This window comes from Terrabacter sp. P2_E3 (assembly GCF_056403915.1).
The window spans coordinates 87,079-107,187 of sequence record NZ_JBFUEN010000014.1 but is presented as its reverse complement, the minus strand read 5'-3'; the positions used below and the strand labels follow the sequence as shown (position 1 = coordinate 107,187).

Here is a 20,109-nt window from a genome sequence, read left to right as displayed (position 1 = left end):
CGTGAGACGCCGTGCTCACGGCCACGGTCGGGACGTGATGCAGACCGCATCAGGACTGCGCCGGACGGTCCACCTTCGCGTCGCTGCCCACGGTGTCGTTCGGCCGGTCCGAGCCGGTCTGCACCGAAGGATCTTCGGGGTCGTCGGCGCCCGGCTCGTCGGTCGGCTCCTGCGCCGACTCGCGACCCGCCGCGTCGTCCTTCTCGTCGGGGTGGTCCCCCGCCCCCTCAAGGGTCGGGTCGTCCGCCGACACCGGGACCGGGGGCTGCTCCATCCGGGCGAAGCGCCGCCACAGGTAGACGCCGAGCAGGAACACGAGGATCGAGACCCACGTGTTGACGCGCTGACCGAGGATGAGGTTGGCCGAGTCGGTGCGCATGTTCTCGATGACGATGCGGCCGATCGGGTAGCCCATGACGTAGGCGGCGAAGACCTGGCCCGCCTTGAGCCGGCGATGCCGGCCGAGCCAGATGAGGAAGGCCGCGAGCAGCAGGCACCAGAGGGCCTCGTAGAGGAACGTCGGGTGGAAGTAGCCCTTGACGACGGGGTTGCCCTGAGCGTCGACGACGGCCCGGCCGAGGGAGGTGTCCCACTCGTAGATGCGCAGCCGCCACGGCAGGTCGGTCGGCGCGCCGTAGATCTCGTTGTTGAACCAGTTGCCGAAGCGGCCCATGGCCTGGGCGATCGCGAGCCCGGGAGCGGCGGCGTCGACGAAGTCGCGGAAGGCGACGCCGTTCTTGCGGCAGCCGATCCACGCGCCGACGGCGCCGAGCGCCACGGCGCCCCAGATGCCGAGGCCGCCCTCGTAGATGGCGAACGCCTTCCACGGCTGGCCGTTCTCGCCGAAGTACGGCTGCGGCGTCGTGATGAGGTGGTAGATGCGTCCGCCGACGATGCCGAACGGCACCGCCCAGGCGGAGATGTCGATGGCGACGCCCTTGCGGTGCCCACGGGCCTCGAGCCGCTTCTGCGTCAGCCAGACGGCGACGACGATGCCCGCGAGGATGCACAAGGCATAGCCGCGGATCGGCAGCGGGCCCAGGTGCCAGACCCCGACGCTCGGCGACGGGATGTCGGTGGGCAGGACGGCGCCCAGCGCGGCCGGGACCCCGGCGAGCAGGCTCATGACCGGCCCCGGCGGACGCCGTCGGCGAGCTCGCGGGCGAGGGCGCCGAGCGCCTCGAGGCCCTGCTCGTCGGAGTCGGCCTCGGTGAGGCAGCGCACGAGCGCCGAGCCGACGATGACGCCGTCGGCGTAGCGGCCCACCTGGGCCGCCTGGTCGCCGGTCGAGACACCGAGCCCGACGCAGACGGGCAGGTCGGTGTGCTCGCGGGTGCGTGAGACGAGGGCGTCGGCGGCCTCGCCGACGCTGGCGCGCGCACCGGTGACGCCCATGACTGCGGTCGCGTAGACGAAGCCACGGCACTGGGAGGTCACGGCCTCGAGGCGCTCGGGGGTCGAGCTCGGGGCCACGAGGAAGACCTTGTCGAGGTCGTGGGCGTCGGCAGCGGCGATCCAGTCGCCGGCCTCGTCGGGGATGAGGTCAGGGGTGATGAGCCCGGCTCCCCCGGCGGCGGCGAGGTCGGCGGCGAAGCGCTCGACGCCGTAGCGCAGGACGGGGTTCCAGTACGTCATGACGAGCGCACCCGCGCCGGCGGCCGAGACCTCATGCGCCGCCGTGAAGATGTCGGTCAGGTGCACGCCGGCCGCGAGGGCCCGCACGGCGGCATCCTGGATGACGGGCCCGTCCATGACCGGGTCGCTGTAGGGCACCCCGATCTCGATGATGTCGACGCCGGACTCGACGAGGACCTTCATGGCGGAGATCGACCCCTCGACCGAGGGGAAGCCGACGGGGAGGTAGCCGATGAGGGCCGCGCGGTTGTCGGCACGGCACTTCTCGATGATGGTGGCGACGCTCACTGCTGCTCCCCCATGCCCTTGGCGCCGTCGTCGTCCGGCAGACGCGGCGAGCCGTCGTCGCCGATGAGGCCGAACCACTCGGCCGCCGTGTGGACGTCCTTGTCGCCGCGCCCCGAGAGGTTGACGAGCAGGACGGCGTCGGGTCCGAGCTCGCGGCCGACCTTCATCGCACCGGCGAGCGCGTGCGCGCTCTCGATGGCGGGCAGGATGCCCTCGGTGCGCGAGAGCAGCGAGAAGGCCTCCATGGCCTCGACGTCGCTGATCGGGCGGTACTCCGCGCGCCCCGACTCGAGCAGGTGGGCGTGCTCGGGTCCGACGCTGGGGTAGTCGAGACCCGCCGAGACGCTGTGCGACTCGACGGTCTGGCCGTCCTCGTCCTGCATGACGTAGGTGAAGGCGCCGTGGAGCACGCCGGGGATGCCGGCCGAGAAGCGCGCCGCGTGCTTGCCGGACTCGACGCCCTCGCCGCCCGCCTCGAACCCGATGAGCCGGACCGAGCGGTCGTCGATGAAGCGGTGGAAGATCCCCATCGCGTTGGAGCCGCCGCCGACGCAGGCGAGGACGGCGTCGGGCAGCCGACCGACGAGGTCGAGCACCTGCTGGCGCGCCTCGACACCGATGACGCGGTGGAAGTCGCGGACCATCTCGGGGAAGGGGTGCGGCCCGGTGACGGTGCCGAGGACGTAGTGCGTGGTCTCGACGTTGGCGACCCAGTCGCGGAACGCCTCGTTGACGGCGTCCTTGAGCGTCTTGCTGCCGTTGTCGACCGCGACGACCTCGGCGCCGAGCAGGCGCATCCGCGCGACGTTGAGCGCCTGGCGCTCGGTGTCCTTGCGGCCCATGTAGACGACGCACTCGAGACCGAGCAGGGCAGCGGCCGTGGCCGTCGCGACGCCGTGCTGGCCCGCACCGGTCTCGGCGATGACGCGCGTCTTGCCCATGCGCTTGGTCAGCAGGGCCTGGCCGAGGACGTTGTTGATCTTGTGCGAACCGGTGTGGTTGAGGTCCTCGCGCTTGAGGATGACGCGGGCGCCGCCGCAGTGCTCGGCGAAACGCGGCACCTCGGTGATGATGCTCGGCCGCCCCGTGTAGGTGCGCTGGAGACGCTCGAGCTCGCCGACGAACTCCGGGTCGACGACGGCCTTGCGCCAGACCTCCTCGAGCTGCTCGAGGGCGGGGATGAGCGCCTCGGGGACGTAGCGTCCGCCGAAACCCCCGAAGCGGCCGTATGCCGGCACGTTGGATGTCGTGGTCATGCTCACTCTCCTGCCGCGCCGGGTCGGGCCGAGGCCCGGACCGCGGTCGCGGCGTCGATGAAGCCGCGGATCGCGGCCTCGGGGGCGCCGTCCTTGACGAGGGCCTCGCCGACGAGCACGGCACCGGCTCCCGCCCGCACGTACGCGGCGACGTCGGCCGGCCCGCTGACCCCGGACTCGGCCACGCCGACGACGCCCTCGGGGACGCGCGGCAGCAGGTCGGTCACGGTGCGGGGGTCGACCTCGAGGGTCTTGAGGTTGCGGGCGTTGACGCCGACGAGGACGGGGTCGAGCGCAAGGGCCCGGTCGAGCTCGGCGGCGTCGTGGACCTCGACGAGCGCGGTCATGCCGAGCTCGCGGGCCTGGTCGTGCAGGTCGCGCATGAGGGCGTCGTCGAGAGCCGCGACGATGAGCAGGATGAGGTCCGCGCCGTGGGCCCGGGCCTCGGTCACCTGGTAGGCGTCGACCATGAAGTCCTTGCGCAGCAAGGGAGTCCGGACCGCTGCGCGCACCTCGTCGAGGTCGGCGAGGCTGCCGGAGAACCGGCGCCCCTCGGTGAGCACGCTGATGGCGCTCGCTCCCCCGGCGGCATACGACCGCGCCAGCAGGCCGGGCTCGGGGATGTCCGCGAGCGCGCCCTTGCTCGGGCTCGACCGCTTGACCTCGGCGATGACGGCGACGCCTTCTGCGGAGCGGATGCCCGGCATCGGGTCGAGCGCCGGGGGCACCGACGCGAGCCGCGCCTCCAGGTCAGCCGGCGACAGCGCGGCGCGACGGCGTCCGAGATCCTCGCGGACGCCGCTGATGATCCCGTCGAGAACCGTCGGCACTGCTCTCAGCTCTTGCCGATGGTCTCGGCGCCCGTCTCGTCGGGGGCGTCGACGATCGAGCCCGCCTGCGCGTGGTGCCCCTTGTTGCCGTAGCCGGCCATGGACATCGTCTTGCCCGCGGCGACACCGGCCACGATGACGACGGCACCGATGATGCCGAGGACGAGGCTGGGGATGACGACCGCGACCGACGCGATGGCCGTGCCGAGCAGGATGACTCCGACCCCGGTCCAGGCTGCGGTGCTGTGACCGTGGTCCTCGTGCTGCTCTTCCATGGCGTCCTCTCTGGTCCGATCGGCGCCACTCGCGTGCGGGCCGACGACGTTCATTCTGTCAGGTCTCGTCAGGGGCGTCGCGCAGGGTCGGGTCCCGGCCCTCGGACAGCTCGTCCCACGTCGTGCGGACCTCTCCACGCGGCCCGCTCGCGGGCTTGTCGCCGCGCTCGTAGCGACCCGAGAGGCCGGCCCACCTGCGGCTCGACACGGCTGCCGAGGCGGACCCGAGGGCCAGCAGGACCGCCGCTGCGACGGCTAGCCAGACCCACACGGTGCTCGCTCCGGTGGCGGCCGGAGCCGTCGTCCGGGCGAGCTCGCGGGCGACAGCGTCGGCGACGGTGTCGACCGGGCGCAGCGCGACGAGGACCGTCATGGCCAGGGCACCGAGCGAGGCCAGCACGAGGACGATCGCGGCGACGGCCCGGATGATGCGGCCACCCGTCATGAGGCCGAGCAGGGCCACCACGCAGACGGTCGTGAGACCGACGACCCCGGGTGCCGCGGTGCCGCCGGTCACGTCGGTGACCGCCTGGCTGAGGACGTCCTTGGACTCACCGCTCGCCCACGTGCGCGTCGTGAGGCCGAGCAGCAGGGCCGCGGGGACGAGGACGACGAGGGCCGCGCGCTTCTTGTCGAGGGCGCCGGGCCGGGTGCCGGACGGTGCTTCGGACGTCATGGGCGGTGGTCTCCCAGCGGTCGCAGGCCCGCGGCGGCCGCCACGGCGCGCAGGGCGGCAGCGGCCTTGTTGACCGTCTCCTCGTACTCGAGGTGCGGCACGGAGTCGGCGACGATCCCCGCGCCGGCCTGGACGTGCGCGCGGCCGTCCTTGATGAGCGCCGTGCGGATGGCGATGGCCATGTCGAGGTCGCCGGCGAAGTCGAGGTAGCCGACGACGCCGCCGTAGAGACCGCGCCGCAGCCCCTCGTAGGCGTCGATGAGGGCCATGGCCCGCGGCTTGGGGGCCCCGCTCAGCGTGCCGGCGGGGAACGTGGCGACGAGCGCGTCGTAGGCGCTCTGGTCGTCGCGGAGGTCACCGACGACCGTCGACTCGATGTGCATGATGTGGCTGTAGCGCCGGATCGACATGAAGTCGACCGTGTCGACGGTGCCGGCGCGGCAGATGCGCTGGAGGTCGTTGCGGGCGAGGTCGACGAGCATGAGGTGCTCGGCCCGCTCCTTCGCGTCGCCGAGCAGCTCCTCGGCGAGGTGCGCGTCGTGGTCGGGACTCTTGCCCCGCGGGCGCGACCCGGCGATGGGGTGGGTGATCGCCTGGCGTCCCGTCACCTTGATGAGCGCCTCGGGGCTCGAGCCGACGATGTCGTAGGCCGTGCCGTCGGGATGAGGGAGCCGCAGGAGGTACATGTACGGGCTGGGGTTGCTGACCCGCAGCGCCCGGTAGACGTCGAGGGCGTCGGCGCGGCAGGGCACCGTGAAGCGCTGGGAAACGACGATCTGGAAGGCCTCGCCGGCCCGGATCGCCTCCTTGGCCTCCTCGACCATCTCCTCGTACTCGGCCTGCGTGTGGCTGCTCGTCGGGTTGCTCGGGGTGGGCTCGATGGTGGCCACGGTGCTCGGCGCGGGGGCCGCGAGCTCGTCGGTCATCCGGTCGAGACGGCTCACGGCATCGGCCCACGCGTCCTCGATGCGCTCGTCGGTCGCGTCGTGGTTGACGGCGTTGGCGATGAGCAGCAGGGAGCCGTCGCTGTGGTCGAAGACCGCGAGGTCGGTGGCGAGCATCATCGCGACCTCGGGCAGGTCGAGCTCGTCGCGGCCGCCGTCGGGCACCTTCTCCCAGCGGCGGACGGCGTCGTACGTGATGGCCCCGACGAGTCCCCCGGTCAGGGGCGGCAGACCCGGCGTGCGAGGCGTCGCGAGGGCGGCGACCGTGTCGCGGACCGCCGCGGTCGGGTCGCCGTCGGTCGGCAGCCCGACCGGCGGCTCGCCGATCCAGTGGACCCGGCCGTCCTTCTCGGTCAACGTCGCCGCGCTGCGCGCCCCGACGATCGAGTAGCGCGACCAGACGCCGCCGTGCTCGGCGGACTCGAGCAGGAAGGTGCCCGGGGCGTTCTTGGCGAGCTTGCGGTAGACGCCGACCGGCGTCTCCGCGTCGGCGAGCACCCGGCGTACGACCGGGATGACGCGACGGTGCTCGAGCGCCAGCTCGGTGAAGACCTCGAGGCTCGGCCACGTGCGTCCCCACGCGAGGTCGGCGTGTGGCGCGGGCGCGGCGGCGAGCGAGGTGTTCGAGTCGGGCACCGAGCCATTCTGGCCCACGCGGTCGTATGCCGTGTCCCCGCCTCACCCGTCGAACACGCCCCGCCGCTCCCCACGCCACTCGAGTGGGCGCGCAAGCACGGTCGAGTCAGCGCCCGGTCACAGGAACGTGGGGCGGAACGCTCAGTCGAGTGGGACGGAGCGCTCACTCGACGGGGGTCAGGGTCCGGTGGTGGTGGTGGTGGTGGTGGTGGTGGGCTCGGGCTCGCCGACGGTGGCAGGGAGCACGCGCGCGTCGAAGCACGTGCGGTCCCCGGTGTGGCAGGCCGCGCCGACCTGGTCGACCGTGACGAGCAGGGCGTCGCCGTCGCAGTCGAGGCGGACACCCTTGACCCACTGGACGTGGCCGCTCGTGTCCCCCTTGCGCCAGTACTCCTGCCGGCTGCGTGACCAGAAGGTCACCCGGCCCTCCCCCAGGGTGCGGCGCAGCGCCTCGTCGTCCATCCAGCCGACCATGAGCACGTCGCCCGTGTCGTGCTGCTGCACGACGGCGGCCACGAGGCCGTGCTCGTCACGCTTGAGCAGACTGGCGATCTGCGGGTCGAGCGTGGTGGGGTCGGAGATCGGGTCGAGGGCATCGGTCACCTGCCCATTGTGCCGGGCCGGTCCCCCGGGCCGCCGGTCCGGTCCGGTCCTACGATCGGCGGGTGGACCCCGACCGTGCGTCCCGGACCCTGCTCGTGCTCCCGAGTCCCCTGCTCCCGGCCTCGGTCCACGACGGCCTGCGCGACGCCCTCGGCCGCCGCGGACTGTCGGCGTCCGTCGCCCCAGGACTCCTCGACACCGGGCAGGGCGCGCTCGACCTCGTCGCGCGCTGGGCGAGCCTCGTCGGACCGGGCACGGTCCTCGTCGCCCACAGCAACGCCGGCTACCTCGCACCACTCGTGCGCGCAGCCGGCGGGACGCCCGGTCCGATCGTGTTCATGGACGCTGCCCTACCGCCGGCCGCCGGGTCGTGCGCCCTCGCACCGGCCCCGTTCCGCGAGTGGCTGGGCGAGCTCGCCGATGCCGAGGGACAACTCCCGCCGTGGACCCGGTGGTGGCCGCGGACCGACCTCGACGAGGTCCTGCCGGCGGACCTCTTCGACGCCGTGGACGCGGTCTGCCCGCGCCTGCCCCTCGACTACTTCGACACGGTCGTCGCGGCGCCGCCCGGTTGGGTCGACGGCCCCAACGCCTACCTCGCCTTCGGCGTCACCTACGGGGACGAGCGCGCCTTCGCCGAGCGTCACGGCTGGCCCGTCGCAGACCTCGAGGGGTTGCACCTGGCCTTCGTCACCGAGCCCGACGTCGTGGCTACGTCGATCGCCTCGCTCGTCGGGCGGATCGGCCCGTAGCAGCCGGTCAGACCGCCTGCTGCTGGGCGACCCACGACTCGTGGAGCTTCGAGTAGACACCGCCGAGGCGGACGAGCTCCGTGTGGTGGCCACGCTCGACGATGCGGCCGGCGTCGACGACGATCACTTCGTCGGCCGCCTGGGCCGTCGAGAGCCGGTGCGCGATCGCGATGGACGTGCGGCCGCGGGTCAGCGAGTCGAGGGCGCGTTGGATCCGCACCTCGGTGCTCGGGTCGACGGCCGACGTCGCCTCGTCGAGGACGAGCAGGTCGGGGTCGGCGAGGTAGGCCCGGGCCAGCGCGACGAGCTGACGCTCGCCGGCCGACAACGACTCGCCGCGCTGGCCCACGTCGGTCGCCAGACCGAGCGGGAGGGTCGAGACCCACGGGTCGAGGCCGAGCTCGGTGAAGGTGAGGCGCACCTCCTGCTCGCTCGCCCCTGGACGGCCGAAGCGGATGTTGTCGAGCAGCGTGCCGTCGAAGAGGAATCCCTCCTGGGGGACGAGCACGACGCGGGACCGCAGCGACGAGAAGCGGATCGTGCGCAGGTCGACGCCGTCGAGGAGCACCTGCCCGCTGCTCGAGTCCATGAGCCGGGTGAGCAGCTTGGCGAGGGTCGACTTGCCCGATCCGGTCTCGCCGACGATCGCGACGCGGCTGCGCGGCGCGATCGTCAGGTCGATGTCGTGGAGCACTGGCGCGCCACCGGGGTAGGCGAAGCCGACCTCGTTGAACTGCACGGTGATCGGTCCGCGCGGCAAGGTGACGCCGGAGTCGCCCGGGTCGGAGACGTCGGCGGGGGTGTCGATGATGCCGATGACCCGGCGCCATCCGGCGACGGCGTTCTGCATCTCGTTGAGGATCTCGGTGGCCTGCTGGACCGGCTGCGTGAAGAGGTTGACGAGGAAGAGGAAGGCGAGCAGCTCTCCCAGCGTCAGGCTGCCGCGGGCGGCGAGCACGGTGCCGACGACGAGGACGACTGCCGTGGTGAGTCCGGAGACGAGCTGCCCCGACGTGAACGCCACGACCGAGCGGGCCTGGGCGCCGATGGCCGCCTTGCGGTGCGCCTCGACCGCGGCATCGATGCGCTCGGCGGTGCGGTCCTCGACGCCGTAGGCGCGGATGGCCTGCGCCCCGACAACGGCCTCGGAGATGGCTCCGAGCATGTCGCCGACGCGTTCGCGCACCTTCGTGTAGGCCCGGCCGACGATGCCCTGGAACTTGCGGATGATGACGAAGAGCGGCACGAAGCACAGCCACACGACGAGGCCGAGGAGCGGGCTGTAGACGACCATGAGCACCGTCGCGAGCGAGATCTGCGCGATGTTGATCATGAGCATGAGCCCGCCGAACTGCACGAACATCGAGATCGTGTCGACGTCGGACGTGACGCGGGAGACGAGCGACCCGCGCCGCTCGGTGTTCTGGGTGAGCATCGCGAGGTCGTGGATGTGCCGGAAGGCCCTGAGACGCAACGTCGCCAGGCCGTTCTCGGACGACCGGAACAGGCGGATGTTGACGAAGTAGGCGGAGACCGCCGTCACGGCGACGCCGACGAGGGCGACGCCGATGTAGACGGCCACGACCTGGGTGTCGGGACCGCCCTCGGCGAGGAGGCCGTTGTCGGTGATGCGCTGGACGACGAACGGCACGAGCACCCGGCCGAGGGTCGAGAGCACGGCGAGGAGCACCGTCACCCAGATGCCCTTGCGCAGCTCGGGTGAGAGCTCGACACCGCGACGCAGCGTCTGCCACGTCGTCATCTCCTTGCCCGTCGCGACACCGTGGTGCTCGACGAGGACCTGCGACCGCATGCTCATCGGGAGACCTCCTCGGCCGCGTCGGCGCCGAGCCCGGGCTCGTCGCGCTCCTCGGCGGACGCGATGGCCTCGCGCTCCGCGGCCTCGCGGGCGTATGCCGTGACGAGCCGCTCGTAGCCGACGCACCGGCCGAGGAGCTGCTCGTGGGAGCCGTGGTCGACGACACGACCGCCCTCGAGGTAGACGATCTCGTCGGCGAGCAGGATCGTGGCCATGCGGTAGGCGACGACGAGGACGGTGGTGCCCGAGCTCGCCTCTCGGAGCCGTGCGAGGATGGCCTGCTCGACGCTCGGGTCGACGGCCGACGTGGCGTCGTCGAGGATGAGCAGCTGCGGCTCACGGATCACGGCACGGGCCAGGGCGATGCGCTGGCGCTGTCCGCCGGAGAGGCTCGCGCCGCGCTCGCCGACGTGGGTCTCGAGACCGTCGGGCAGACGCTCGACGAAGCCGGCGCCCTGCGCCACGTGCAGCGCTCGCCAGACGCTCTCGTCGTCGTGCTCGACACCGAGGGTGATGTTGCCGCGGACGGTGTCGTCGAACATGAAGGTCTGCTGCGCGACGAGCGCGGCGACGTCGCTGATGCCGCCACGGCGCACCTCGCGCAGGTCGACGTCGTCGACGAGCACCGCCCCCGAGTCGGGGTCGACGAGCCGCATGACGAGGTTGGTCAGCGTCGACTTGCCGCTGCCCGTGGGCCCGACGATCGCGACCGTCGCTCCGGGCGCGACGTCGATGGTGACGTCGACGACCGCCGGGTTGCGGTCGGCCTCGCCCGTCTCGGTCTCGATCTCATAGGCGTACGCGAGTCGCTCGGCCTGCAGGTGGCTCGCGCTGCCCCGGGGCAGCGCACGGTCACCGAAGGTCATGCTGCCCGTCGCGTCCAGGACGGCCGAGACGCGCTTCCACCCGACGACGGCGCGCGGCAGCTCGGCGAGGACCCACCCGAGGGCTCGCACGGGGAAGGCGAGGATCGAGAAGAGGTAGGCGATCTGGACGACCTGGCCGGCCGTGAGCTGGCCGCTGCTGACCCGGAGGGTGCCGACGAAGAGCACTGCGAGCGTCCCGATCGTGGGGATGGCCTCGATGGCGGGGTCGAAGCGGCCACGCGTGCGGCCGACCTCGATGTTGGCGTCGCGCAGCTCGTGGGTGACGACGCGGAAGCGCTCGGCCTCGTGGTCCTCTCGGCCGAGTGACTTGACGATGAGCGCCGCCTCGAAGCTCTCGTGGGCCACTTCGGAGACGTCGGCGCGCAGCTGCTGCGCTCGGGTGACCCGCGGCGACATGGCTCGCTGGAAGGCGACGTTGGCCAGGAAGAGCATCGGGAAGACGGTGAGCCCCACGAGCGCGAGCCAGGGGTCGACGATGACCATCTGGACGATGCCGAAGACGAGCATGACGACGACACCGAGGGCCATCGGCAGCGGCGCGAAGATGTTCCACGTCGCCTCGACGTCGGCGTTCGCGTTGGAGAGCAGCTGACCGGACGGGTGCTTGTGGTGCCAGCTGAGCGGGAGCCGGAGGTACTGGCGCGTGACCTGGCCGCGGTACATCGCGCCGAGGTTGTACATCGCGACGCCGCCGGCGATGCGGCGGCCGATGACCCCGATGATCGTCGTGAGCACGACCGCGGCCATGACTCCGCCGATGAACCACAGCTGGGACGCGGTGACGTATCCGGCCTCGATGGCGGGCGAGATGGCGTGCTGGACGACGAAGCCGATGGCCGCCGCCGTCAGGCTCGTCATGACGCCGTAGACGACGCTGCCGACCACGGCGAGGGAGAACCAGCGCGGCTGGCCCTTGATGCCCCGGCCGATGACGGCGAGACCCTCCCGAAGGGTCGAGGTGGGCGGGACGTTCACGGTGTGCTGCTCCCCTGGTGACGTGCTCTGTGGTCGACCCCTCAGCCTCTCACGCGTCACCGACACATCTGGCATCCGACCGTCTGGTCCAGAGCCACTCCGCGCCTGCGCCCGCGTCCGCCGGCTCGTCGGCCCGCTCGAAACCGAGACGCGCGAGGACCCGGTGGCTGGCGACGTTGGCGGGCTCGGTGTGAGCGACCACGGTGAGGCCGGCGGCCTCGAGCGAGCGCACCGTCCCGGACAGGACGTCGGTCATGAGACCCCCTCCCCGGGCCTGCTCGACGAGCCCGTAGCCGATCTCGACCACGCCTTCGTCAGGAGGCCCGAAGCAGCCGATCGAGCCGACGGCCAGCCCGTCGGACCTCCGGACGATGTGGCGCGGGGTCCACGCGTCGGGGCCGGAGGGCATCATCCCGACGGCGTCGAGGTCGTCCTCGCGCGGGTAGCCCTCGGCCCACCCCTCGCGCGTCTCCCCCGCCCGCATCGCCGCGGCCTCCTCGGACGTCACCGGCACGAGCCTCGCCTCCCGTGTCTCGATCGGTCCCGGGCCGATCGGCTGCGCCGGGGCGCCGGTCCGGACCCAGTGCCGCAGGACGCCCTCCCGCTCGTCCTCCAGGACGCCGCCGGACGACGTGATGGTCCGCGCGGAGGCCGTGTTGGTCGCGTCGCACGTCACGAGGACGGGGTCGATCCCGCGGGACGCGGCGAGGCGGAGCGCGAGACCCAGCGCGGCGCGGGCGATCCCCTGGCGTCGGACAGCCGGCGACACGGCATACCCGATGTGTCCGCCCTCGGCGACGAGGGACGGGGTGAGCGCGTGGCGCACGGCGATCGTGCCGACGACACGACCGTCGCGGACGACCCACCGGTTCGACGACGGCACCCGGCCCTGCGGGAGGGCCTCGTCGGACCGCTCCATCCGGCCGAGCCAGTCGACCCACTCCTCGAAGGCGTCGCGGTCGCGCAGCAGCTCGCGGTCGCCCGAGCGGTAGCTCGAGCCGTGGATGGTCGTGTCGGCGAAGTCGTCGACCATCTCCCACCACGAGTCGGACAGGTCGACGGTGGGGCGCACGAGCTCGATCACCGTCCGACCCTAGGCACAGACCTCCGCCCGGGCCACCGAGATTCGGTCGTGGCCGACGCCCTGAGAGGATGGCGTCATGACGCGCCACGCCCAGTCCGAACGCCTCCTGCTCTGCGACGAGCTCGACCGGCTCGGACCCGACCAGCCGACGCTGTGCGAGGGGTGGGAGACGCGTGACCTGGCAGCCCACCTGCTGGTCCGCGAGCACCGGCCCGACCTGACGGCCGGGCGCTTCGTCCCGTTCCTCGCGGGTCACCTCGAGAAGGAGCAGGGCAAGATCGCGCACGGCGACTACACGGCGCTCGTCGACCGCGTCCGCCGGGGCGCCCCGGTGTGGAACCCCATGGCGCACCCCAAGGTCGACGAGGTGACCAACCTCATCGAGTTCTTCGTCCACCACGAGGACGCCCGCCGCGCCCAGCCCGGCTGGGAGCCGCGCGAGCTGTCGCCCCAGCTGTCGGGCAAGCTCTGGTCGGCGCTCAAGCGCTCGTCACGCCTGATGTTCCGGAAGGCGCCGACGGGGATCGTGCTCATCGCCGAGGGTCAGGGCCGCTACGCCGCCAGGCTGCCCGACGAGCACGGCACCGTCGTGCTCCGCGGGACGCCCGCCGAGCTCGTGCTCTACGCCTACGGCCGCAAGAGCGTGGCGCGCGTCGAGTTCGAGGGCGACGCGGACGACATCGCCGCGCTCCAGAAGACCGCCCTCGGCATCAGCTGACCCGCCGGCACCGGCCGGACGGCATTCAGCGGACCGTCACACCGGCTGCGCGCAGGGCGTCCTTGACGTCGCCGACGGTGAGCTCGCGGAAGTGGAAGACGCTCGCGGCGAGCACGGCGTCCGCGCCAGCGGCGACCGCGGGTGCGAAGTGCTCGACGCGTCCGGCGCCCCCGCTCGCGATGACGGGCACCGACACGGCCGCGCGCACGCGCCGGATCAGCTCGAGGTCGAAGCCGTCCTTCGTGCCGTCGGCGTCCATCGAGTTGAGCAGGATCTCGCCCGCCCCGAGCTCCGCGGCCCGCGCGCACCATTCGACGGCGTCGAGGTCGACCGGCGTGCGGCCCCCGTGGGTCGTCATGACGAAGTCGTCGGTGGGCCGGCCGCCGTCGCCGAGTCGCCGGCGGACGTCGGCCGACAGGACGAGCACCTGTGCGCCGAACCGGGCCGCGATCTCGGAGATCAGCTCGGGTCGGGCGAGGGCGGCGGTGTTGACCCCGACCTTGTCGGCGCCGGCGCGCAGCAGGCGGTCGACGTCGTCGACGGTGCGCACGCCACCCCCGACGGTGAGTGGGATGAAGACCTGCTCGGCCGTCCGGCGCACGACGTCGTAGGTGGTCTCCCGGTCACCGCTGCTCGCCGTGACGTCGAGGAAGGTCAGCTCGTCGACGCCCTGGTCGTCGTAGAGCTTCGCGAGCTCGACGGGGTCGCCGGCGTCACGGAGGTTCTCGAAGTTGACGCCCTTGACGACGCGCCCGGCGTCGACGTCCAGACAGGCGATGACTCTCGTGGCGACCGGCATGCGACAAATCTAGGGCAGCCCGGGTGACGGTCACGGGTCGGTAGGGTCACGCCCATGTGGGACGAGGTGACGCGGCCGCCGCGCGAGGATCACGTCGCCGCCGTCGTGTCCCTCGCGCTCGTGGCGGAGCCCCGCTGCGGTGACGTCGTCGTCATCGCCCTCGACGGGCCCAGCGGCGCCGGCAAGACGACGCTGGCCCGCGGGATCGAGCTCGCGCTGGCGCCGAGCGGTCCCGTCGCCGTCGTCCACATGGACCACCTCTACCCGGGCTGGGACGGGCTGGCCCAGGCACCCGGGCTGCTGACGGCGCAGGTGCTCGAGCCGATGGCGCGCGGCGAGCGGGCGACCTACCGGCTGTGGAGCTGGGTCCGCGAGCAGTGGTCGGGCACGCGCGACGTGCCACCGTGCACCTTCCTCGTCGTCGAGGGGTGCGGCTCCAGCGTGGAGCCCGCGGGGTCGTATGCCGCCGTGTCCGTCTTCGTGGACGCCGACACCGCGTTGCGGATGCGCCGCGGGATCGACCGCGACGGTGAGGTCTACCGACCCCAGTGGCAGCGCTGGGCCGACCAGGAGTCGGCGCTCTTCAGCGCCGACGCGACGAGGGAGCGCGCGGACCTCGTCCTCGACACATCTAGTCTCTGATGGTGCTTCGACGAGACCGACCGCTCCGCCCCCTGCCGCCCGTCTGGGTCATGGCCCTCGCGCTCGTCGCCGTCGCCGCGAACCTCCGGATCGCGATCACGAGCGTCCCTCCGCTGCTCGACGCGATCTCCGCCGACCTCGGCCTCAGCCACGCCGCGGCCGGGGCACTCACGACCCTGCCGGTCCTCTGCATGGGGCTCTTCGCGCCCGTCGCGAGCCGGATCGCCCACCACACCGGGGCGGCCGCTGCGGTGCTCGGAGCGGTCATCAGCATCCTCGTCGGCACGGCCAGCCGCTTCGCCGGCGACCACGTCGTCGTGCTCTACGCGGGGACCTTCCTCTGCGGCGTCGGGATCGCCGTCGCCGGCACACTGCTGCCGAGACTCGTCAAGACCTTCTTCCCACCCGAGCGCACCGGTCTCGTCACGGGCCTCTACATGCTCGCGATGATGGGTGGGGCGGCCCTCAGCTCGGCGCTCGCAGTGCCGCTCGCCGACCGACTCGGCAGCTGGCAGGCCTCGCTGGGTTCGTGGTCGGTCATCGCCCTCGTCGGTGCCCTCGCGTGGGCGCCGTTCACCCTGCGCGCCAACCCGCACCACACGCCGGACGAGGAAGGCCCGGGCCGGCTGCCGTGGCGGCACCACACGGCCTGGCTGGTCGCCGGCTACCTCACCCTGCAGTCGTGGTGCTTCTACTCGGCCGTCACGTGGCTCGCCCCGACGTACGTCGAGCACGGATGGTCACGGGGGTCTGCCGGCTATCTCGCCGCGGTCTTCAGCGGGGCCCAGATCGTCTCTGGCCTGCTCGGCCCCGTGGTCAGCGACCGCACCCGGGACATGCGCCGTCTCCTGTGGCTGGCCGCGGTGCTCGGGATCGCCGGCTCCGTCGGGATCTGGGTCGCACCGCTCTCGGCGCCGTGGGTGTGGGCGGTCGTCACCGGGCTCGGCCAGGGCGCCGCCTTCTCGCTCGCGCTCGTGCTCCTCGTGCGCTACGCCCGCACCCCCGAGGCGAGCGGGCGCCTGACCGGCATGGCGTTCCTCATCTCCTACGGCCTCGCCTCGATCGGACCCCTGGCGATGGGGCTCGTGCGCGACGTCACCGGGAGCCTGTCGCTCGTCTGGGGCATCCTCGCCGCGATCGGGGTCGTCCAGCTCTTCGTCGTCCAGCGTCTGCGGCCCGACCTGCGCCGCGTGGAGTGAGCGCCGCGTGAGGGTCGGGTGACGCCGGGACCGAACCGGTCGTTCGCCTCCCGACCCCCACATCTGGGGCTCGTGGTGCGCTTGGGACGAGCCAATTAGGGCGAAACGGCGTACAAAGGACGATTTGCCTGTGCAGAATGCTCGCCGGACGTGCTGACTGCAAGGAGACGGACGAATGCTGCCCCGCCCCACCCCGCTGCCCGAGCGAGACCGCGACGTCGACCGCAGGACGACCGGGCGCCTGCTCTCCGGCCTCGTCGTGACGGCCCTCCTCGCCGGAGTGCCGGGACTCGCGACCGCGCCGACGGCATCCGCGGCCTCCGTCACCGCCGTCGCGGCACCGTCCCTCGCCGCCGTCACCGGCACCGCCCCCACGGCGATCAGCCTGTCCGTCGTGGCGGGCCCGACCCGAGGCGGCACGACCGTCGAGCTGTCGGGCACCGGCGTGGGCGCGACGACGACGGCCTGGTTCGGCTCGACCGCCGTCACCCGCATCACGAAGGTCTCGAGCACCCGCGTCCGGGTCGTCACTCCCGCCCACCCCGTCGGCGTGGTCAACGTCCGCGTCGCCACCCCGGCCGGCACGTCGCCCATCTCGTCACGCGCGACCTTCGCCTTCGACGCCGTCCCGTCCGTGTCCTCCCTGTCGTCCCGCTCCGCCACGACGCGCGGCGGCACCACCGTGACGCTGACCGGCACCGGGCTCTACCGCACGAGCGCCGTGCTCTTCGGCACCACCCCCGCGGGGGGCCTCACCCGCCTGTCGGCGACGCAGGTCCGCGTCACGGTCCCGGCACACGCGGCGGGCGCCGTCGACGTCCGCGCCACGACGCCGGGCGGCACCTCCCCGGTGGCCTCCGGCGCCCGCTTCACCTACACCGCTCCCCCCGTCGTCACCCCGCCGACGGTGACGGGCCTCTCCGTCTCCGCCGGTCCGCTGCGCGGGGGCACGGTCGTGACCCTGACGGGCACCCGGTTCACGGGCGCGACCGCGGTGACCTTCGGCGCGACGACGGCCCGCTTCACGGTGCTGTCCGCGACCCAGCTCCGCGTCACCTCACCGGCCCGCCCCGCCGGCCTCGTCAACGTGCACGTCCGGACCGCCGCCGGCATCTCGTACGGCTACTCCGCGAACAGCTTTGCCTACGAAACGGTTCCGACCCTGAATGGGATCTCCTCCGCCTCGGGCCCCACGGCTGGTGGGGTCACCGTGACCCTGACGGGCACCGGTCTCAGCCGGGCCACGAGCGTCGCGTTCGGCTCCACGGCCACGACGAAGGTCGTGCCGGTCTCGGCGACCGCGCTCCGGGTCACGACGCCGGCGCGTCCCGTGGGGACCGTGGACGTACGCGTGACCACCCCGGGCGGCACCTCGGCCGTGACCTCACGAGCCCGTTACGGCTACCAGGCACCGCCGGCCGTCGCGTCGCTGTCGACCACCGCCGGACCGGTCCGTGGTGGCACCGTCGTCACGCTCACCGGGACCCGGTTCACGGGCGTGACCCGCGTCGACTTCGGCGGTACGCCCGCACGCTTCACCTTCGTGTCGGCCACGAGCATCCGGGCCACGACACCTGCCCACGCGGCTGGGGTGGTCGCCGTCACCGTGACGACCCCGTACGGCACGTCGCCCGAGCACACGTCGAGCACCTTCGCGTTCGACCCGGTCCCGGCCATCACCTCCCTGTCCCCCCAGACGGGTCCTCCGTCCGGGGGCACCGTCGTGACGCTGACCGGCACGGGTCTGAGCCGGGCGACCGCCGTCCGCTTCGGCTCGGTCGCGGCGACCAACCTCGTCCGCGTCTCAGCGACGACGCTGCGCGCCACGACGCCGCGCCACGCCTCCGGACCCGTCGACGTCCAGGTCACCACCCCGGGGGGCACCTCTGCCACCGGGGTCGGCGCCCGCTTCGCCTACGGCTCGCCTCCGGTCGTCGGCGCGCTGTCCGCCACGGCGGGCCCGCTCCGCGGCGGCACGGTCGTGACGATCACCGGCGCCCACCTGTCCGACGCCACCGCGGTCCGCTTCGGCGCCGTCGCCGCCACCGGTCTCGTGCGCGTCTCGGACACCAGCCTCCGGGTCACCGCCCCGGCGCAGGCCGAGGGGACGGTGTCCGTACGCGTCACCAATCCCAACGGCACGAGCCCCGAGTCCGCGGGCGGGCGGTTCACCTACGTCGGCGTGCCCGCCGTGTCCGCCCTGTCCGTCCCGGCGGGGCCGCTGCGCGGCGGCACCGTCGTCACCGTCACGGGCACCCGCCTCGGCCTCGCGACGGGCGTGGACTTCGGCGGCGTGGCCGGCACCGGGCTCGTCCGGGTGTCCGACACGACGCTGCGGGTCACGGCACCCGCCCAGGCCGTCGGCACGGTCGACGTCCGCGTCACGACTCCCGGCGGCGTGTCGCCGGCCGCCGCTGCCGCTCGGTTCACCTACCAGGCCGTGCCGACCGTCACGGCGGTCTCCCCCACCCTGGCACCCACGAAGGGCGGCGGCACCGTCGTCCTCACCGGGACGGCCTACGACCGCGTCTCGTCCGTGACGTTCGGCGGCGTCGCCGCCACCGCGGTGACGCGCCTCTCGGCGACCCAGCTGCGGGTCACCCTGCCGGTCCACGCCGAGGCTGACGTGGACGTGCGCGTCACGACTCCCGGTGGCACCTCGCCCGTCGTTCCCGCGGGCCGCTTCAGCTTCCAGGACCCGCCCGTCGTCGCCTCGGTCTCGCCGGCCTCAGGTCCGCTGGCCGGTGGCACGGTCGTCACCCTGCGCGGCACGTCGTTCACCGACGTGCGCGACGTCCTCTTCAACGGGGTCGCGGCGACCTCGTTCACCCGGGTCTCGGTCACCCAGCTGACCGCGGTGGTCCCGGCCCGCATCGCCACCGGCCCGATCCCGATCCGCGTCACGACGCGCGCCGGCACCGTCGTGCGCACCGACGGCTTCACCTACGTCGCGGGGGCCACGCTGCGGACCGGGCAGTACCTCTCCTCCGCCACGGCCCTTCGCTCCTCGACCGGCGCGTACGTCGCGACCATGCAGGCCGACGGCAACCTCGTCATCACGACCTCGGCGGGTGTCCGACGCTGGACGAGCGCGACGCCGGGCGCCGGCAACCGTCTCTCGGTCCGGGCCGACGGGAACGTCGTCATGCTCCGCACCAACGGCACGGTCGCGTGGTCGAGCGGGACCACCGGCTGGACGGGCGGCCTGCTCACGCTGACCAACGACGGCCTGCTCCAGGTGCGCCAGGGCACGACGACCGTGTGGGACCACCGTGGCTACCGCTACGACCGGATGCTGCCCGGCCAGGTGCTGCGATCCGGCGAGTCGATCCTGTCGACGAGCAAGGCGTGGCTGCTGACGATGCGCACCGACGGCAACCTCGTGCTGACCTCCGCCGCCGGAGTGCGCCAGTGGGCGGCCTTCACGACGGGTGCCGGGAGCACGGCCACGATGCAGACCGACGGCAACTTCGTCGTGCGCAACTCGCGCGGGGTGACGCTGTGGTCGACCCGGACGAGCGGGAGCGGGTCGGTGGTGCGCGTGCTCGGCAACGCCAACGTCGCCATCTACCGCTCCACCACCGTCACCTGGGCCATCACCGGCGGCCCGGCACCCACCGGCTGGAAGTGCTACTCCCGTGCGACCCAGGACTGCATCGAGCGGTTCGGCTACTACGGCCAGCGCGCGTGGAACTACCCCGTCGACCCGTGGGGCAACAACTGCACGAACTTCTCCGCGTACCGCCTCTCGCGTGACGGGGTCAAGAACCCCGGCAACCTCGGCAACGCGACGAACTGGGACACGAACGCCCGGGCCAAGGGCTTCGCCGTCGACCAGAAGCCCCGCGTCGGCGACATCGCCCAGTGGAACTCCAACCACGTCGCGTACGTGGACTGGGTCAGTGCCGACGGCGACACCGTCGCGATCTCCGAGAGCGGCTACGGCGGAACGGTCCTCGGCGCGACGTACACGTCGATGAGCGGTCGGCGCATCCTCGAGCGAGGCGGCTACTCCTGGCCTTCGAACTTCATCCACTTCCGCTGACAGAGAGCCCTCGGGACCCCTGCAGTCCCGAGGCCTTGTCGCGTTG

At 72.8% G+C, this 20,109-nt stretch carries 17 protein-coding genes; 5 read left to right on the top strand and 12 right to left on the bottom strand.

Annotation, left to right across the window (positions count from 1 at the left end; all coding sequences use genetic code 11):
• Positions 1–49: 49 nt before the first annotated feature.
• The 8 genes from lgt to hisI all read right to left on the bottom strand — a co-directional run bounded on the left by lgt (position 50) and on the right by hisI (position 7,143).
• Positions 50–1,126, bottom strand: a complete 1,077-nt coding sequence (gene lgt / locus AC1DW8_RS18160; protein ID WP_478095396.1) for a prolipoprotein diacylglyceryl transferase — start codon at positions 1,124–1,126, stop codon at positions 50–52.
• Positions 1,123–1,923 (bottom strand): tryptophan synthase subunit alpha, encoded by an 801-nt coding sequence (trpA, locus tag AC1DW8_RS18155; protein ID WP_056776581.1) that lies wholly within the window; start codon positions 1,921–1,923, stop codon positions 1,123–1,125. Before trpA ends, lgt begins: the two co-directional genes overlap by 4 nt.
• A complete protein-coding gene (gene trpB / locus AC1DW8_RS18150; protein WP_478095395.1) occupies positions 1,920–3,179 on the bottom strand; it encodes a tryptophan synthase subunit beta in 1,260 nt (419 codons plus the stop codon). Before trpB ends, trpA begins: the two co-directional genes overlap by 4 nt.
• 2 nt (positions 3,180–3,181) lie before the next feature.
• On the bottom strand, positions 3,182–4,009 hold the full coding sequence (gene trpC / locus AC1DW8_RS18145) for an indole-3-glycerol phosphate synthase TrpC (RefSeq protein WP_478095394.1): 828 nt from the start codon (positions 4,007–4,009) through the stop codon (positions 3,182–3,184).
• 5 nt (positions 4,010–4,014) lie between these two features.
• Complete coding sequence (locus AC1DW8_RS18140) at positions 4,015–4,284, bottom strand: HGxxPAAW family protein (protein WP_235508748.1); 270 nt, start codon at positions 4,282–4,284, stop codon at positions 4,015–4,017.
• Between the two features lie 58 nt (positions 4,285–4,342).
• Positions 4,343–4,960, bottom strand: a complete 618-nt coding sequence (locus AC1DW8_RS18135; protein ID WP_478095393.1) for a Trp biosynthesis-associated membrane protein — start codon at positions 4,958–4,960, stop codon at positions 4,343–4,345.
• Positions 4,957–6,540 carry an anthranilate synthase component I gene (locus tag AC1DW8_RS18130; protein WP_056777716.1) on the bottom strand — a complete coding sequence of 528 codons (1,584 nt, stop codon included), beginning with the start codon at positions 6,538–6,540 and terminating at the stop codon, positions 4,957–4,959. Before AC1DW8_RS18130 ends, AC1DW8_RS18135 begins: the two co-directional genes overlap by 4 nt.
• A gap of 177 nt (positions 6,541–6,717) precedes the next feature.
• A complete protein-coding gene (hisI, locus tag AC1DW8_RS18125) occupies positions 6,718–7,143 on the bottom strand; it encodes a phosphoribosyl-AMP cyclohydrolase (protein WP_478095392.1) in 426 nt (141 codons plus the stop codon).
• A gap of 62 nt (positions 7,144–7,205) precedes the next feature.
• Between hisI and AC1DW8_RS18120 the strand changes: the two genes are divergently transcribed.
• Positions 7,206–7,895 (top strand): hypothetical protein, encoded by a 690-nt coding sequence (locus AC1DW8_RS18120; RefSeq protein ID WP_478095391.1) that lies wholly within the window; start codon positions 7,206–7,208, stop codon positions 7,893–7,895.
• Positions 7,896–7,902: 7 nt separating this feature from the next.
• Here AC1DW8_RS18120 and AC1DW8_RS18115 read toward each other — a convergent pair whose 3' ends face one another.
• From AC1DW8_RS18115 to AC1DW8_RS18105, 3 genes are read right to left on the bottom strand one after another with little or no spacing between them, the layout of a single operon-like run.
• Positions 7,903–9,714 (bottom strand): ABC transporter ATP-binding protein, encoded by a 1,812-nt coding sequence (locus AC1DW8_RS18115; protein WP_056776560.1) that lies wholly within the window; start codon positions 9,712–9,714, stop codon positions 7,903–7,905.
• Entirely contained in the window at positions 9,711–11,576 is a 1,866-nt protein-coding gene (locus AC1DW8_RS18110) for an ABC transporter ATP-binding protein (protein WP_478095390.1), read from the bottom strand. Before AC1DW8_RS18110 ends, AC1DW8_RS18115 begins: the two co-directional genes overlap by 4 nt.
• Positions 11,577–11,625: 49 nt before the next feature.
• Positions 11,626–12,660: a GNAT family N-acetyltransferase gene (locus AC1DW8_RS18105; RefSeq protein ID WP_478095389.1), complete on the bottom strand. Its 1,035-nt coding sequence runs from the start codon at positions 12,658–12,660 to the stop codon at positions 11,626–11,628.
• A 76-nt stretch (positions 12,661–12,736) separates the two neighbouring features.
• On the opposite strand from AC1DW8_RS18105, the gene AC1DW8_RS18100 reads away from it, so the two are divergent.
• Positions 12,737–13,378, top strand: coding sequence for a TIGR03085 family metal-binding protein (locus tag AC1DW8_RS18100; RefSeq protein ID WP_478095388.1), 642 nt, complete (start codon positions 12,737–12,739; stop codon positions 13,376–13,378).
• A gap of 25 nt (positions 13,379–13,403) precedes the next feature.
• Here AC1DW8_RS18100 and hisF read toward each other — a convergent pair whose 3' ends face one another.
• Positions 13,404–14,177 (bottom strand): imidazole glycerol phosphate synthase subunit HisF, encoded by a 774-nt coding sequence (gene hisF / locus AC1DW8_RS18095; protein WP_056776551.1) that lies wholly within the window; start codon positions 14,175–14,177, stop codon positions 13,404–13,406.
• A 54-nt stretch (positions 14,178–14,231) separates the two neighbouring features.
• Here hisF and AC1DW8_RS18090 point away from each other — a divergent pair, with 54 nt between their 5' ends.
• From AC1DW8_RS18090 to AC1DW8_RS18080, 3 genes are all read left to right on the top strand, one after another.
• Positions 14,232–14,819 carry a uridine kinase family protein gene (locus AC1DW8_RS18090; protein WP_478095387.1) on the top strand — a complete coding sequence of 196 codons (588 nt, stop codon included), beginning with the start codon at positions 14,232–14,234 and terminating at the stop codon, positions 14,817–14,819.
• Between the two features lie 2 nt (positions 14,820–14,821).
• Positions 14,822–16,018, top strand: coding sequence for an MFS transporter (locus AC1DW8_RS18085; protein ID WP_235509612.1), 1,197 nt, complete (start codon positions 14,822–14,824; stop codon positions 16,016–16,018).
• Between the two features lie 175 nt (positions 16,019–16,193).
• Positions 16,194–20,063 (top strand): IPT/TIG domain-containing protein, encoded by a 3,870-nt coding sequence (locus tag AC1DW8_RS18080; protein WP_478095386.1) that lies wholly within the window; start codon positions 16,194–16,196, stop codon positions 20,061–20,063.
• The last annotated feature ends 46 nt before the right edge of the window (positions 20,064–20,109 follow it).